General features: G+C 34.9%; 15 protein-coding genes, 1 rRNA gene and 1 pseudogene. 6 read left to right on the top strand and 11 right to left on the bottom strand.

The genetic code is table 11. The annotated features are described in order from the left end of the window. Positions 1 to 27: 27 nt before the first annotated feature. The 4 genes and pseudogenes from UZ34_02075 to glyA form a co-directional block, all read right to left on the bottom strand. A pseudogene (locus UZ34_02075) lies at positions 28 to 738 on the bottom strand (hypothetical protein). Then, positions 728 to 1,819 carry a hypothetical protein gene (locus UZ34_02070; GenBank protein ID AKO64236.1) on the bottom strand — a complete coding sequence of 364 codons (1,092 nt, stop codon included), beginning with the start codon at positions 1,817 to 1,819 and terminating at the stop codon, positions 728 to 730. The pseudogene UZ34_02075 and the gene UZ34_02070 overlap by 11 nt, the downstream one beginning before the upstream one ends. After that, on the bottom strand, positions 1,820 to 2,266 hold the full coding sequence (locus UZ34_02065; protein AKO64235.1) for an NrdR family transcriptional regulator: 447 nt from the start codon (positions 2,264 to 2,266) through the stop codon (positions 1,820 to 1,822). 9 nt (positions 2,267 to 2,275) lie between these two features. Beyond that, positions 2,276 to 3,481 (bottom strand): serine hydroxymethyltransferase, encoded by a 1,206-nt coding sequence (gene glyA, locus UZ34_02060; GenBank protein ID AKO65138.1) that lies wholly within the window; start codon positions 3,479 to 3,481, stop codon positions 2,276 to 2,278. A gap of 146 nt (positions 3,482 to 3,627) precedes the next feature. Between glyA and UZ34_02055 the strand changes: the two genes are divergently transcribed. Together UZ34_02055 and UZ34_02050 are read left to right on the top strand one after the other, a co-directional pair. Continuing rightward, on the top strand, positions 3,628 to 3,822 hold the full coding sequence (locus UZ34_02055) for a hypothetical protein (GenBank protein AKO64234.1): 195 nt from the start codon (positions 3,628 to 3,630) through the stop codon (positions 3,820 to 3,822). Next, a complete protein-coding gene (locus UZ34_02050; GenBank protein AKO64233.1) occupies positions 3,823 to 5,196 on the top strand; it encodes a phosphoglucomutase in 1,374 nt (457 codons plus the stop codon). Positions 5,197 to 5,205: 9 nt separating this feature from the next. Here the strand turns inward: UZ34_02050 and UZ34_02045 are convergent, their stop codons facing one another. From UZ34_02045 to UZ34_02035, 3 genes are all read right to left on the bottom strand, one after another. After that, complete coding sequence (locus UZ34_02045) at positions 5,206 to 5,610, bottom strand: hypothetical protein (protein AKO64232.1); 405 nt, start codon at positions 5,608 to 5,610, stop codon at positions 5,206 to 5,208. A gap of 535 nt (positions 5,611 to 6,145) precedes the next feature. Beyond that, on the bottom strand, positions 6,146 to 6,343 hold the full coding sequence (locus UZ34_02040; GenBank protein ID AKO64231.1) for a hypothetical protein: 198 nt from the start codon (positions 6,341 to 6,343) through the stop codon (positions 6,146 to 6,148). 104 nt (positions 6,344 to 6,447) lie between these two features. Next, entirely contained in the window at positions 6,448 to 6,984 is a 537-nt protein-coding gene (locus tag UZ34_02035; GenBank protein ID AKO64230.1) for a hypothetical protein, read from the bottom strand. Between the two features lie 77 nt (positions 6,985 to 7,061). Here UZ34_02035 and UZ34_02030 point away from each other — a divergent pair, with 77 nt between their 5' ends. Further along, positions 7,062 to 7,835 (top strand): sulfur oxidation protein SoxZ, encoded by a 774-nt coding sequence (locus UZ34_02030; protein ID AKO64229.1) that lies wholly within the window; start codon positions 7,062 to 7,064, stop codon positions 7,833 to 7,835. A gap of 47 nt (positions 7,836 to 7,882) precedes the next feature. Here UZ34_02030 and UZ34_02025 read toward each other — a convergent pair whose 3' ends face one another. Continuing rightward, complete coding sequence (locus UZ34_02025) at positions 7,883 to 8,203, bottom strand: hypothetical protein (GenBank protein ID AKO64228.1); 321 nt, start codon at positions 8,201 to 8,203, stop codon at positions 7,883 to 7,885. Positions 8,204 to 8,532: 329 nt separating this feature from the next. On the opposite strand from UZ34_02025, the gene UZ34_02020 reads away from it, so the two are divergent. Continuing rightward, positions 8,533 to 8,850, top strand: a complete 318-nt coding sequence (locus UZ34_02020; GenBank protein AKO64227.1) for an ArsR family transcriptional regulator — start codon at positions 8,533 to 8,535, stop codon at positions 8,848 to 8,850. Between the two features lie 16 nt (positions 8,851 to 8,866). Next, positions 8,867 to 9,217, top strand: a complete 351-nt coding sequence (locus UZ34_02015) for a hypothetical protein (GenBank protein AKO64226.1) — start codon at positions 8,867 to 8,869, stop codon at positions 9,215 to 9,217. 14 nt (positions 9,218 to 9,231) lie between these two features. Here the strand turns inward: UZ34_02015 and UZ34_02010 are convergent, their stop codons facing one another. After that, a complete protein-coding gene (locus UZ34_02010) occupies positions 9,232 to 9,951 on the bottom strand; it encodes a pseudouridylate synthase (protein ID AKO64225.1) in 720 nt (239 codons plus the stop codon). Positions 9,952 to 9,966: 15 nt separating this feature from the next. After that, entirely contained in the window at positions 9,967 to 10,962 is a 996-nt protein-coding gene (locus UZ34_02005) for a hypothetical protein (protein AKO64224.1), read from the bottom strand. A 60-nt stretch (positions 10,963 to 11,022) separates the two neighbouring features. Here UZ34_02005 and UZ34_02000 point away from each other — a divergent pair, with 60 nt between their 5' ends. Further along, positions 11,023 to 12,780 carry a glutaminyl-tRNA synthetase gene (locus UZ34_02000; GenBank protein ID AKO64223.1) on the top strand — a complete coding sequence of 586 codons (1,758 nt, stop codon included), beginning with the start codon at positions 11,023 to 11,025 and terminating at the stop codon, positions 12,778 to 12,780. Between the two features lie 58 nt (positions 12,781 to 12,838). On the opposite strand, the gene UZ34_01995 is transcribed toward UZ34_02000, so the two are convergent. Continuing rightward, positions 12,839 to 12,953, bottom strand: a 5S ribosomal RNA gene (locus UZ34_01995). Positions 12,954 to 12,988 lie beyond the last annotated feature (35 nt).

Genomic DNA, 12,988 nt, shown 5'->3' with positions numbered 1-12,988 from the left:
TGCAATGTTATTCTTTAATTGCCAAGATAGATCATTCACAGAAATATTTCTTAATTGTGCAAAAAATTCAGCAATGCCTCTGATTTCATTTGGATGATTTTGGCTAGTGGCATTAACCCATGCTGGTTTCATATCAGGCGCGTCTGTCTCCAAAACAATCGAGTCAATTGGTAACTCTATAGCCAATCGATTAATTTTCTTTGCTCTTGAATAAGTCATCGCCCCACCAAAGCCGAGCTTAAAACCCATATTAATAAATTGTTGGGCTTGTTGAAAACTCCCATTAAATGCATGAGCAATTCCTTTGATATTTGGAAATTCTTTTAATATCTTCAAGACATCATCGATAGCTGATCTCACATGCAAGATCACGGGTAATTTATATTTGCTTGCTAGCTCAAGCTGCTGTTGGAAAATTATTTTTTGTTTATCTCGTTCCTCATTCCCTAAATAAAAGTCTAATCCTATTTCACCAACGGCGATTGGCTGTGAATTTAGAATCTCATTTTCTAAATACTGAATTGGATTCTCTGGTAAGTCATTCAGATAGAGGGGGTGATAGCCCAACGCATAGACAATACTTTTATTTTTTTGATTTAATTTTTTTAAAATACCAAAACTTTTATGATTGGCAGAGGGGCAAATAATATAATCCAACAAAGAATTATCAAACAAAGACTCATCTTTTGATTTGTTTTCATAAATAAAATCAAGGTGACAATGAGTATCAATCCACATAATCAACCTCGTAAATGAAGCGAATATCGTCACCAAAAAACCTATAATCCACTAACTTCAATTGATTTCTAGACTCCATGGCCGTGATGACTGGGTGATTAAACATCTCTCTCGCATTACCGCCTAAAATCGATTGTGATTGATAAATGATAAGCTCATCAATCATTCTATGTTGCAATAAAAGCCCGTTTAATCCTGGGCCGGCTTCAACTAGAAGATTGTTTACCTCCATGGAAGCAATATGTTTCATAATTTCTGTGAAGTTTAGGACTCCATCAGCACAAGACACCGGAATACAAATAGCTTTGAGATTTGGTTTATTGGCAACTTCTTTGGAGTAAAAAATGACCACCCTTTCCTGTTTAAAAATATATGCGTCTGAATTTGATTGAAAACTCGCATCAATAATAAAGCGATAAGGTTGCTTTGAACTGTCGACATCTCTTACTGTTAATCGAGGATTATCAGAGTTGATTGTTTTATAGGAAGTTAAGATGCCGTCAGAGAATCGTCTTAATCTCTGGACATTGCTTCTTGAAAATTCATTTGAGATCCATTTACTTTGAAAATTATTGAGAGCTGTTTTGCCGTCAGATGACACGGCAATTTTTGAGGTGACTCGAGGAATATTATTTAATATCCTTTTAAAAAAACCTTTATTTAGGTTAATGGCTTGATCCTCCATCAATCCAACATCCACCTCAACACCTTTTTCTATTAACGTCCTAATACTGACACCATTCACTTTTGGATTTGGATCTTGGGAAGCAATCACAACTCGTTTAATGTTATGTTCTAAAATTAGATCTAGACACGGCGGAGTTTTTCCCTCATGCGCGCAAGGCTCCAATGTGACATAAAGAGTGGATTTTTTTAAAAGAGATTTATCTTTACAGTTATTTATTGCTATTACTTCAGCATGAGGTCCACCAAATTGCTGATGAAAACCTGTTGCGATTATTTTATCTTCAGCCACAATCACCGCGCCGACAATAGGGTTGGGGTTACAACGACCCAGACCTTTTTTTGCAAGCCTGATAGCCTGCGCCATAAAAAAAAAGTCCAGCTTATTAAAAGTCAATTAATCAAGATCCTTAATGACATTATTAAAATCTTCAACATCTGAAAAACTTCTGTAAACTGATGCAAATCTTATGTAAGCCACCTTATCTAGTTTCTTTAGTTCAGCCATCACTGATTCACCTAGAGATCGTGAAACAATTTCTTTTTCTCCTGAGGCCAATACTTTTTGCATGATATTAGATATGGCTTGGTCTACAAATTCAGCAGGGACTGGTCTCTTATGAAGTGCTCTAGAAAAAGATTGTTTTAATTTTTCTTGATTAAAATCTTCTCTCTTACCATCTTGTTTGACAACGGCAGGAAGACCGAGGTCAGCGTTTTCATATGTGGTAAAACGCTTTTCACATTTAATACACTTTCTCCGTCTACGGATTGAATCCCCTGCCTCATTGACACGAGAGTCAATGACTTGGGTATCTGCAACAGAGCAAAATGGACATTTCATTTCATTTTCCTATCTTTTGTAAACTGGAAATTTCTTCATCATTTCAGATACTTGAGCTTTTACTTTTAATGAAACTTCCTCATTTCCAGGATTGTCCAAAACATCTGCTATAAAGTTAACTACCTCAATAGCATCCTGTTCTTTCAACCCTCTTGTAGTGATTGCTGGAGTACCAATTCGAATACCAGAGGTGACGAAAGGACTTTCGGGGTCATTAGGGATAGAGTTTTTATTTACCGTAATATGAGCCTCTCCAAGTAAACGATCCGCTTCTTTGCCGGTTAATTTTTGACCTCTCAGATCCACTAAAAAAACATGCGACTCAGTTCTTCCAGAGATTACTCGATATCCACGTTTAATAAATTGCTGTGCCATCACTTGAGCATTCTTTACCACTTGTTGCTGATATTCTTTAAAGGATGGTTTAAGTGCTTCTAAAAATGCAACCGCTTTTGCTGCAATCACATGCATTAACGGTCCTCCTTGAATACCAGGAAACACCATTGAGTTTAATGCCTTGGCATGCTCCTCTTTCGCTAAAATAAAGCCTCCTCTAGGTCCTCTTAAAGACTTATGGGTAGTTGAAGTCACAAAGTCAGCATATGGTGTTGGATTGGGATACGCGCCACCTGCAATCAGTCCTGAGTAATGAGCCATATCCACCATAAAATAAGCGCCAACTTTTTTTGCGATATTGGACATTCTTTCCCAGTCAAAAGTTAACGCGTAAGCAGATGCGCCTCCTATAATTAACTTAGGTTTATTTTCAATTGCTAATTCTTCCATGTGGTCATAATCAATCTCTTCTTTATCATTTAAACCATATGGAATGATATTAAATAATTTTCCTGATAAATTCGCGGGAGATCCATGAGTGAGGTGACCGCCATGGCCTAAATTCATTCCCATGACCGTGTCACCTGGTTTTAAAAAGGCAAAATAAACCGCTTGGTTGGCTTGACTGCCTGAATGAGGTTGGACATTAGCATATTCCGCCCCATATAATTTCTTAATTCGGTCAATGGCAAGCTGTTCAACTTGATCTACAAATTCACAGCCACCATAAAATCGCTTACCAATGTAGCCTTCTGCATATTTATTTGTTAGTTGTGAACCCTGCACAGCCATAACTGCTGGGCTGGTGTAATTTTCAGAGGCGATTAACTCAATGTGCTCTTCTTGACGTTTTTCTTCACTGACTACCTGCGCATAAATTTCAGGATCAATATCTTTTAATAAATAATCTTGGCTGTTGTACATTTTTTGTTTAGTATCTGATTAATAAGAACTTCTATTTTATCACGCTACTCATAGGTATTTAATGACTAAATGAATACAAAAAATTAATTTAAGGAAATTTTATGAAGTGGACAGACTCAACTCACATTGCTGAAGAATTGTATGACAAATATCCGGACGTAGATCCTAAAACAATTAGATTTACAGACCTTATGCAATGGGTTTTGGAGTTAGACGGTTTTACAGATAAGGAGAGTAACTGTGGTGAAAGAATTCTCGAGGCAATTCAAATGGCTTGGATCGAGGAATATGAATAAATGCTAGACCAGTTAATATTTAAAGCCTATGACATTAGAGGAATAGTTGATGAAGGCCTCACCGATGAAACTATATTTGCCATCGGTAAAGCGATAGGATCGGAAGCTATTGTTCAAAAGCAAACTGATATATGTGTTGGCTATGACGGTCGGCTATCCAGTCCATCCATCTGTGATACATTAATCAAAGGAATCAACTCTACCGGAATCAACACCATCAACATTGGATTAGTTACCACCCCTATTCTCTATTTTAGTACTTTTTATCTAGAGACTAATTCTGGAGTCATGATTACGGGCAGTCATAACCCACCTAATTACAATGGCTTCAAAATGGTCATAAACAAAACAACTCTAAGTTCTGATGACATTCAAAAATTAAAACAAAGAATATTAGAAGATGATTTCATTGCTGGTAAAGGCAAAAGTAAAAATAAGAATGTTAAAAAAGCGTACAAAGATAAAATTCTAAGCACCATCAAATTAAAAAGAAAAATGAAGGTGGCGATTGATTGTGGAAATGGCGCTGCCGGTGTGATTGCCAAAGAATTATTTCAAGAACTTGGCATTGATACGCACATGATGTACGACGAAGTTGATGGAAATTTCCCTAATCATCACCCTGATCCATCAAAACCTAATAATTTAAAAGAATTAATTGATGTCGTAAAAAATACGGATTGTGAGCTCGGTTTAGCATTCGATGGTGACGCGGATCGCTTGGGTGTTGTTAATAAAAATGGTGAAATTATTTATCCAGATCGGCAATTAATGTTATTCGCCAAAAGTATCTTAAAAGACAATGCGGGAAGAAAAATAATTTTTGACGTGAAGTCATCCAGATATCTTCACTCTTGGATCGCAAACAATGGTGGTGAGCCTATTATATGGAAAACTGGTCATTCCTTGATCAAGAAAAAAATGAAAGAGGATAATGCCATCTTAGCTGGTGAGATGAGCGGCCATACTTTTTTTAATGATAAGTGGTATGGCTTTGATGATGGAATTTATGCAGGTGCCCGATTATTAGAAATATTAAGTCACGAAACTCAAGAAATAGAAAAAGTATTGTCCGAACTGCCCAAAGGATTCTCCACTCCTGAAATTAACATTCCGCTGAATGAAGGTGAGCAGCACAGCATTATCCATTCACTGCAACAAGAAGCACATTTTGAAAAAGCGCTTGAAGTCATTAAGATTGATGGATTGCGTGTTGAATACAAACATGGTTTTGGCTTAATGAGGGCATCTAATACTACGCCAGTGGTTGTATTGAGATTTGAAGCAGAAACAGAACAAGGTCTATTAGAAATTCAAGATGACTTTAGAGACAAATTGAAAACAAAAATTAATGTAAGTGACATTCCTTTTTAATAAACGCCGCTATATCTCATTACAGGCGATATTAAGATACGCATCATTCACCGTATTATGATTGACCTTAGACCATTCAAAGGGTATTCCCTTTGATAGGATCGGTTCTCCAAACGCCATCTGATTTTTATAAACGGAATAGGACAAAACCCTCATCGTTTCAAGACCGCAATTAAACTCTGATAAAGTTTTTACCGAGTTGTAACTTATTTTTTTTTGTCCTTTTTTTGCAATCTCGGGTGCTGTGTAATCCTCGAGCGTCATCATTCGGACTGTCTCTTTCTTTTTGTTAAGTGAAGACAAGTCAACGTAGTACTTGGCATCTGTTTCATCATTAGCAAATATTAATGTCCACTCAGCAAGGGCTTGTGAGGAAAAAAATAAAAATAAAACTATATAAATTAGTCTTTGCATAGAAATATGATTTTAACAATAAAAAAGCCCGATATACATCGGGCTTTTAGTATAGAACAAATAATGAATTACTTGTTCATTACGTACATGGTTACTTCGAAACCAAAACGCATTTCAGTAGCTGCTGGTTTTGTCCACATAATATTTCTCCTTAAAAGAAAATTAGTTAAAAGATTTAGCCGAACATATCGGGCAAGTACATTGCCAGTTATGAAACGGCCAAAAAGTAATGTCAGTATGTCTACGACGTTGTAATTTCATTAAAATTACTTGTTGCAAACGTACATTGTTACTTCAAAACCAAAACGCATTTCAGTTGCTGTTGGTTGTGTCCACATAGTATTTCTCCTTGTTTATGTTATTAAAAATCAACATAAACCAGATCATTGAAGATGCAGCGAACTGCAAAGGTTCAACTTGAGATTTACATATAAATAATATATCGAATGATTAAAAGTGGAATGAAGAACTACATGAAGATTAACTAAGGAAAATCATTATGACCTGGAGCATACCCCAGGTCATAATTGATCAATTACTTCGCTTCACCTGATTCAAATCCGTCTTCACCAGGCAATTTAATTGGTGAATCTTCATCGCCAGTTGGGTTGAAGCCACCGTTACCGCCAATTAGTAGCGCATCTGTTGGGTGAAACTCTTTTTCCTCTTCAGCAAACACTGAAGAAAATGCTGCTAGAAAACCTACTAATGTTAAAACTTTTAAATATTTCATTACTTATCTCTCCCAAAATTGTAATTTTAAGTACTTAAAATATATGAAAACCTTACATCCCGTTTTCCTACATCATTTATACTTTACAAAACCTACGAAGTTTGTCAAATATTTAATTGTTTTAAAACATCTTTTGCCAACGAGTAATGTAAGTTTGCACTTTCTTGAATAAGTTTTAAACCTTTGTCTTTGTCTTCAGGGACAATGTATCCAAAGCAGTACAAGGTACCCAAAATCATTAGTGCTGCAGGATGTTTGTTTTCGGCAGCTACCTTTAACCAGGTAAATGCAGTTAGCTTTGAAACATCGTAACCATTTGCATACAAGGTCCACAAAAGAAACTGTTTATTTGAGTCATTATTTGCTTCCGCTTTAATCTGTTTAGCCGTTTTTTCAGTATCCTCAATGATTACCAGATCATGACTACTTACAAAATTGTTATGAACTGCCGCCTCATTACAGGAAATATTGCCAAGCAAATAAGAGTGTTTAATTAGTTTATTTTTTTCCTCACCATCAATTTCTTGAGCATAGTTACACATTGATACAGGGTCCCCATCCAAAGCCATTTTCTTTAGGTCGTTTGCTGAGGTAATTGAAATATGTGTTGAGTATATTAAGAAAAGTAAAATAATTTTCATAAAAGTAACCATTACTTGTTAAATTAATCAAGATGGGTAAAATAAATTTAAATACGTAATACTCTAGGTATAAAAAAATGGAGAAAATTCAATTTTTTAATAAATTTTTACAATTTTCAATTATATCGATTTTGTCAGTACTTAATGTGTTCGCTGACGCAAATCCTGATATTTGGCCTTATCTCAAAGCTCAGGCCTTTAAGGACAGAGCTATTGAAGAAAATCAAAGTTTCTTAAAAATTGATGGGCCTAAGAGAGCCTCAAGTGGGGCGCAAGTCCCTGTGACAGTCAGTGTCAGCCAAAATGATCACAAAATTGAAAAAATTTATATGTACATTGATGCGAACCCTGGACAGCATGCTGCTACTTACTTTTTAACTGAACATTCACAAGTAGTAAATATAAGTACTCGCATCAGAATGGAGACAGATTCTTTTGTCCGTGTCATAGCAGAAAATGATCAAGGTGAATTATTTATGGATGTAATACCCATTCGAGCCTCAGGCGGATGTAGCGGATATATGGATGTTCATGACCCAGAATTAACGAAAGACTTAGGTAAAATTATATTAAAAGCGGAGAACGATTTTGTTACTACACGCATCAAGCACCCAAACTTTACAGGTTTACAAAAAGATTTGGATTCTGGTGGATATATTCCTGAGTGGATTGTTAAAACTATTGAATTTAATCATAATGGTGAAAAAATTCTAGCCGTTGAAAATGAGATATCAATCAGTCAAGATCCGTTTCTCAAGTTTAGTGTTCCGAACAAGATCGAAGGCGATATTGAAATTGTTGCCATCGATACAAAAGAAAATAAGTTTAAATCAGAAGTAAAAACCAATTAAAAAAAACCGGGAAATCCCGGTTTTTTTTGACTATCTTATAAAGCTATTTAATTGTTTAACAAGCTGTACTTTTGTACAGAACAGTAGGTTTCTTTTTGATCTTTAGATACCTGAATCATGTCGCGAATCTGTGCCTTCATTGTTAAATCGTAAATTTTAGACTGTGCTTTGCATGCAAGATCATAGTTTTCATTTTCAATAGCTTTACTAACCAATCCTTTTAATCTTACTACATTTTCTAGAGTCTCAATTTTATCAGTTAAATGTTTGTACTGATTAATTCGATCTTGGGTATATTGGGTATAACTTGACTGGGCAAAACATGATATAGAAAACAAGAGTGTAGTCAAAAAAAGTATTTTTTTCATTTTTATGTTCCTTTTGAGAAATGTTTTAATAACCCTCTTGTGAAGGGTAAGAATATGACTACCGATTCATCAAGAGTTCAATAACTTTTTAGGATTATTTAACCAATTCAGATCGTCGTCGGTTTGAGGCTGCCAATATGTTTTATTCATATATTTTCCTTTTGAGATTGTTATTTATAAGCCTTCTTTTGGAAAGCAATGCCACTGTAAAGTGTTTCGATGAAATTATTGTGACAATTTTTTAATTTTCAATTGTGCTGTTCAAAAAATTGCAATAATTAATAAAATAATATAATATAAATTTATATATTATAAATTTATAAATTATTATGACCGATTGTAGAATTCAAAATGTTGACGCCATAAGAGATTCAGCAGGCCAAGCTTGTTCGATGCTTAAAATTTTAGCTAATGAAGACAGGTTGATGTTGCTTTGTCAGCTAACACAAGGTGAAAAAAATGTAGGGGAACTTGAGGCAGCCACTAATATTCAGCAACCTACCCTCTCACAGCAGCTAACTATTTTGAGAAAAGATAACATCGTAAACATCCGTAAGGATGGAAAATTTAATTACTACTCCATAGCTTCTGACGAAGTCATCCAAGTGATGCAGACCTTAGGAAGCCTCTATGGATGCAACAAATAATTAAGGGTTAAATATCATGCAAATTACTAAAATAAATGATTTATATAGCGCAACTGGTCAAATAAACATAGATGACCTAGAACAGATCAGTGAGAATGGATTTAAAACGATCATCTGCTTTAGACCACAAGATGAAGATAAAGAAAATCAGCCAAAACAAGACACACTCAAAAAAGAAGCAAAAAAACGAGGAATTGGTTTTGTATCTATACCTGTTATTCCCGGACACGTCACTGATGAAAATATAAATCAATTTAGCAAAGAGTTTAGTCAGAATGATCAACCTATATTAGGCTATTGTAAAAGTGGAGGTCGAGCAAAAAATATTTATCTTGCGTACGAACAGCTTCAAAAGAATCAATCTTAAGTGGATGTTCTCGGTTAAAAAAATTCATTTTCTTGAAGGAAACGCCACTTCCCTATCGGTAAATTAGATAGCTTTACCTTCCCAATCCTTACCCTTTTAAGGCCAATAACTTTCAAACCCACCATTTCACACATTCTTCTGATTTGTCTTTTTTTTCCTTCTTTTAGAATAAATTTGAGTTGATCCTCATTTATCCAGGAAACAATCGCTTTTTTCAATGGTTTGTTATCTAAAGATAAGCCATGGTTTAATAACTCTAATCCGTTTGGAATCAAATTGCCATTTACCCTCACAAGATATTCTTTTTCTATTTCACTGTCTTCCTGGATGATTTTTTTTGCAATTACGCCATCTTCGGTAAGAACTAAAAGTCCTGTTGAGTCAATATCAAGCCTCCCAGCTGGGGCCAACTTAAAAAAAAGTTTATCTAATCTTTCATCGCCAAAAAAATTTTCCTTTAAAATTAAAGAAAGTGAGGATTTATATTTTCCTTCATCATCAGCATGAGAGACAAAACCAATAGGCTTATTTAATAAAATAGTTTTTTTACTTTTCTGAAGCCTGTGACCCTCACCTCTTAATTCAATTTTTTGTTCTGGATTAGCCTTTGCACCCAGTTCAGTAACTTTAATTCCATCCACATACACAAAGCCCAATTCAATAAAATGGTCAGCTTCCCTTCGAGAACATACACCTTGGTTTGACAATAATTTTGATATACGTACTAAAGTCATAATTTGTAATATAAATTAATTTGTTTTTTGTTGACTAACTTCGCCACTAATTAATGTTTCATGGATTCCATTACTTTGTAAAATTTTCAATGCGCCATCGTTTTCTATGTCAACAATCTGGCCAGTAATTATCTCCCCACCACTCTTGATAAAACTTATTGTTTTCCTTTTAAATGCGTTGTAGGACAACCATTCCTCTTTAACAGATAAAAATCCATTACTCTCAAATTCTGATAAAGCGTTTACGATTTCTTTAATTAACATTGCCGATAACTGATTGAGATCTATATCACTATTTAAATATTTTTTTATATTTGTAGCTGGTTGATCAATATTTTTCAGAATATCACTTGATAAGTCATAATTTAATCCAACCCCAATCACTGCTGAGCAACGACTTTCAAGGTCACCTTGAAGCTCAATTAAAACACCAGCAAGTTTAAAATAAGCATCGCCTTCCAAAATTAAAAGGTCATTGGGCCATTTCAAAAATGAATTGATAATCCCTATTTTTTTCATCAGTCTTTGAATAGCGACCCCAACAACCAAACTTAAACCAGACAATCCGGAGGCTCCCTTATTAAATTTCCATAAAATAGACATCGCTAAAGATTCACCCACTGACGCCTGCCAGGATCGACCTCGACGACCTTTACCATTGGTCTGAATATTTGCTAATACAACCGATGCATGAGGCTTTACATTCGCTGATGCATTTAAATATTTATTTGTTGAATCTGTGACGTTAAGTAGTTCTAAATTGATGAACTGATTAAGCTCTCCGAGCTCTCTTTGTATATTTTCAATATTAAAAAAAGATATTTTTTTTGGTAAACGGTAACCCTTTTTTTTTACTGAAAAAATATTTATTCCAAGACTTTTTAATTCTGAAATACTTTTCCAGACAGTTACTCTAGAACATCCCATATCAGCAGCTATTTTTTCTCCTGAATGGAAGTTGCCATCGGATAATATATGGAGCGCTATAAATGGGAGATCGTACTTTTTCATACTAATAAATCATAGCATGCGCTAAGTTAAAAATTTATAAAACGTGTAGAATATCGCATCATGAGTAATGAAAATAAAAATACGGTTCCAACAAATTTTATTCGAAATATTATTGAAAAAAATCTTAAAGCGAATCTCTATGCTAAAAAAAAATGGTCAGGTCAGCCTGGTCCATCATACATCCATAAAGATGCACCAATTGATACTGCTAAAATAAGAACAAGATTTCCACCTGAACCAAATGGGTATCTTCATTTTGGTCATGCAAAAAGTATTATTTTGAATTTTACGCTTGCCCAGGATTTTAATGGACGCTGTCATCTTCGTTTTGATGATACAAATCCTGAAAAGGAAAATAATGAATACGTCAAAAGTATTGTCGATAGTGTGCACTGGCTTGGATATAAATTTGAAGATGAAAATGAAAATAATCTTTACTATGCGAGTAACTACTTTGACTACATGTATGAGGCAGCAAAAGTCCTAATTAATGCAGGCTTAGCTTACGTAGATAAACAGACAGCGGAAGAAATTCGTAATAACCGTGGAACTCTCATAAAGCCTGGCCAGGATTCACCATTTAGAGACCAGTCTGTTGAAGAGAATTTAAAACTTTTTGAAGAAATGAAGAGTGGGAAATATCAAGACGGGGAGATGGTGTTAAGAGCCAAAATTAATATGGCTTCTCCAAACATTAATCTGAGGGACCCTGCTATATATCGAATTCGACATGTATCTCACCACAATACAGGAGATAAGTGGTGCATATACCCAATGTATACTTTTGCTCACCCTATTGAAGATGCTTTAGAGAAAATAACACACTCAATCTGTACATTAGAATTTGAAGATCAAAGACCTTTTTATGAATGGGTGTTGAAAAAATTAGCTGAATTTAATTTTTTAGAAAAACCTCTGCCAAAACAACATGAGTTCTCTCGTTTAAATTTAAGTCACGTGGTTCTATCAAAACGCAAACTTATTCAATTAGTTGAAGAAAATCATGTAAATGGATGGGATGACCCAAGGATGCCAACTTTGGTTGGAGCAAAACGCAGAGGGTATCATCCCAAAGGGTTTAGATTATTTATGGACCGAATTGGGGTATCCAAGTCTGACTCAGTGATTGACTATCAAACTTTTGAAGATTCAATGCGTGAAGTTTTAAATGAGGAATGTAACCGTAAAATTGCTGTTCTTAATCCTATTAAATTGATTATTGAGAATTTTGATGAAAATCATACTGAAATTTGCACGGTACCTAACCATCCACAAAAACCTGAAGAGGGGACTAGAGAAGTCAAGTTAACTAAAGAATTATGGATCGAAGGTGAAGATTTTGAAATTAATCCACCACCAAAATACTTTAGATTGTTTCCTGGAAATAAGGTGCGCTTAAGATATGGTTTCGTTATTGAATGTACGGACTACAAACTTGATGATGATGGAAATGTGTCTACCGTTTTTTGTAAATATTTTCCAGAAACCAAATCTGGAACTGCCGGCAGTGATGCAGTTAAAGTAAAGGGCAATATTCACTGGTTATCAACAAAATTTTCTAAACCCATCACCATAAGAAACTATGATCGTTTGTTTTTATCTGAAAATCCTAATGAATTTGATAACTTCCTTGATGATATTAATCAATCCTCGATAGAAACTAATTCCGCCTATTGTGAAGAAAGTATTTCAGATGTCCAAACTGGAGAACAATTTCAATTCGAGCGACATGGATACTATATAGTTGATCCGGATAGCTATGCATATGAAATAATCTTTAACCGAACCGCGACACTCAGGGATACCTGGCAAAAGTAATCTTAATCTTAGGCAAAAAAAAACCCAAACACTTGTTTGGGTTTTTTTATATATAAAAGTTTGGCGGTGTCCTACATTCGCATGAAAAAGATCACACTATTATCGGCGCTGAATCGTTTCACTGTCCTGTTCGAAATGGGAAGGAGTGGTTCCAACTCGCTATGTCCGCCAAACAAACTGTTAAGCCTTAAGGCTCGAATCTGTTTGA

It is taken from the genome of Methylophilales bacterium MBRSF5 (assembly GCA_001044335.1).
Classification (GTDB): Bacteria; Pseudomonadota; Gammaproteobacteria; order Burkholderiales; family Methylophilaceae; genus BACL14.
This window is presented reverse-complemented; position numbering and strand designations above follow the sequence as displayed.

Bases quoted from the DNA above. Each gene is read 5' to 3' on its own strand.
- UZ34_02065 (AKO64235.1), bottom strand. From the start codon at position 2,266: ATGAAATGTCCATTTTGCTCTGTTGCAGATACCCAAGTCATTGACTCT.
- UZ34_02055 (AKO64234.1), top strand. From the start codon at position 3,628: ATGAAGTGGACAGACTCAACTCACATTGCTGAAGAATTGTATGACAAA.
- UZ34_02050 (AKO64233.1), top strand. From the start codon at position 3,823: ATGCTAGACCAGTTAATATTTAAAGCCTATGACATTAGAGGAATAGTT.
- UZ34_02045 (AKO64232.1), bottom strand. From the start codon at position 5,610: ATGCAAAGACTAATTTATATAGTTTTATTTTTATTTTTTTCCTCACAA.
- UZ34_02040 (AKO64231.1), bottom strand. From the start codon at position 6,343: ATGAAATATTTAAAAGTTTTAACATTAGTAGGTTTTCTAGCAGCATTT.
- UZ34_02035 (AKO64230.1), bottom strand. From the start codon at position 6,984: ATGAAAATTATTTTACTTTTCTTAATATACTCAACACATATTTCAATT.
- UZ34_02030 (AKO64229.1), top strand. From the start codon at position 7,062: ATGGAGAAAATTCAATTTTTTAATAAATTTTTACAATTTTCAATTATA.
- UZ34_02025 (AKO64228.1), bottom strand. From the start codon at position 8,203: ATGAAAAAAATACTTTTTTTGACTACACTCTTGTTTTCTATATCATGT.
- UZ34_02020 (AKO64227.1), top strand. From the start codon at position 8,533: ATGACCGATTGTAGAATTCAAAATGTTGACGCCATAAGAGATTCAGCA.
- UZ34_02015 (AKO64226.1), top strand. From the start codon at position 8,867: ATGCAAATTACTAAAATAAATGATTTATATAGCGCAACTGGTCAAATA.
- UZ34_02010 (AKO64225.1), bottom strand. From the start codon at position 9,951: ATGACTTTAGTACGTATATCAAAATTATTGTCAAACCAAGGTGTATGT.
- UZ34_02005 (AKO64224.1), bottom strand. From the start codon at position 10,962: ATGAAAAAGTACGATCTCCCATTTATAGCGCTCCATATATTATCCGAT.
- UZ34_02000 (AKO64223.1), top strand. From the start codon at position 11,023: ATGAGTAATGAAAATAAAAATACGGTTCCAACAAATTTTATTCGAAAT.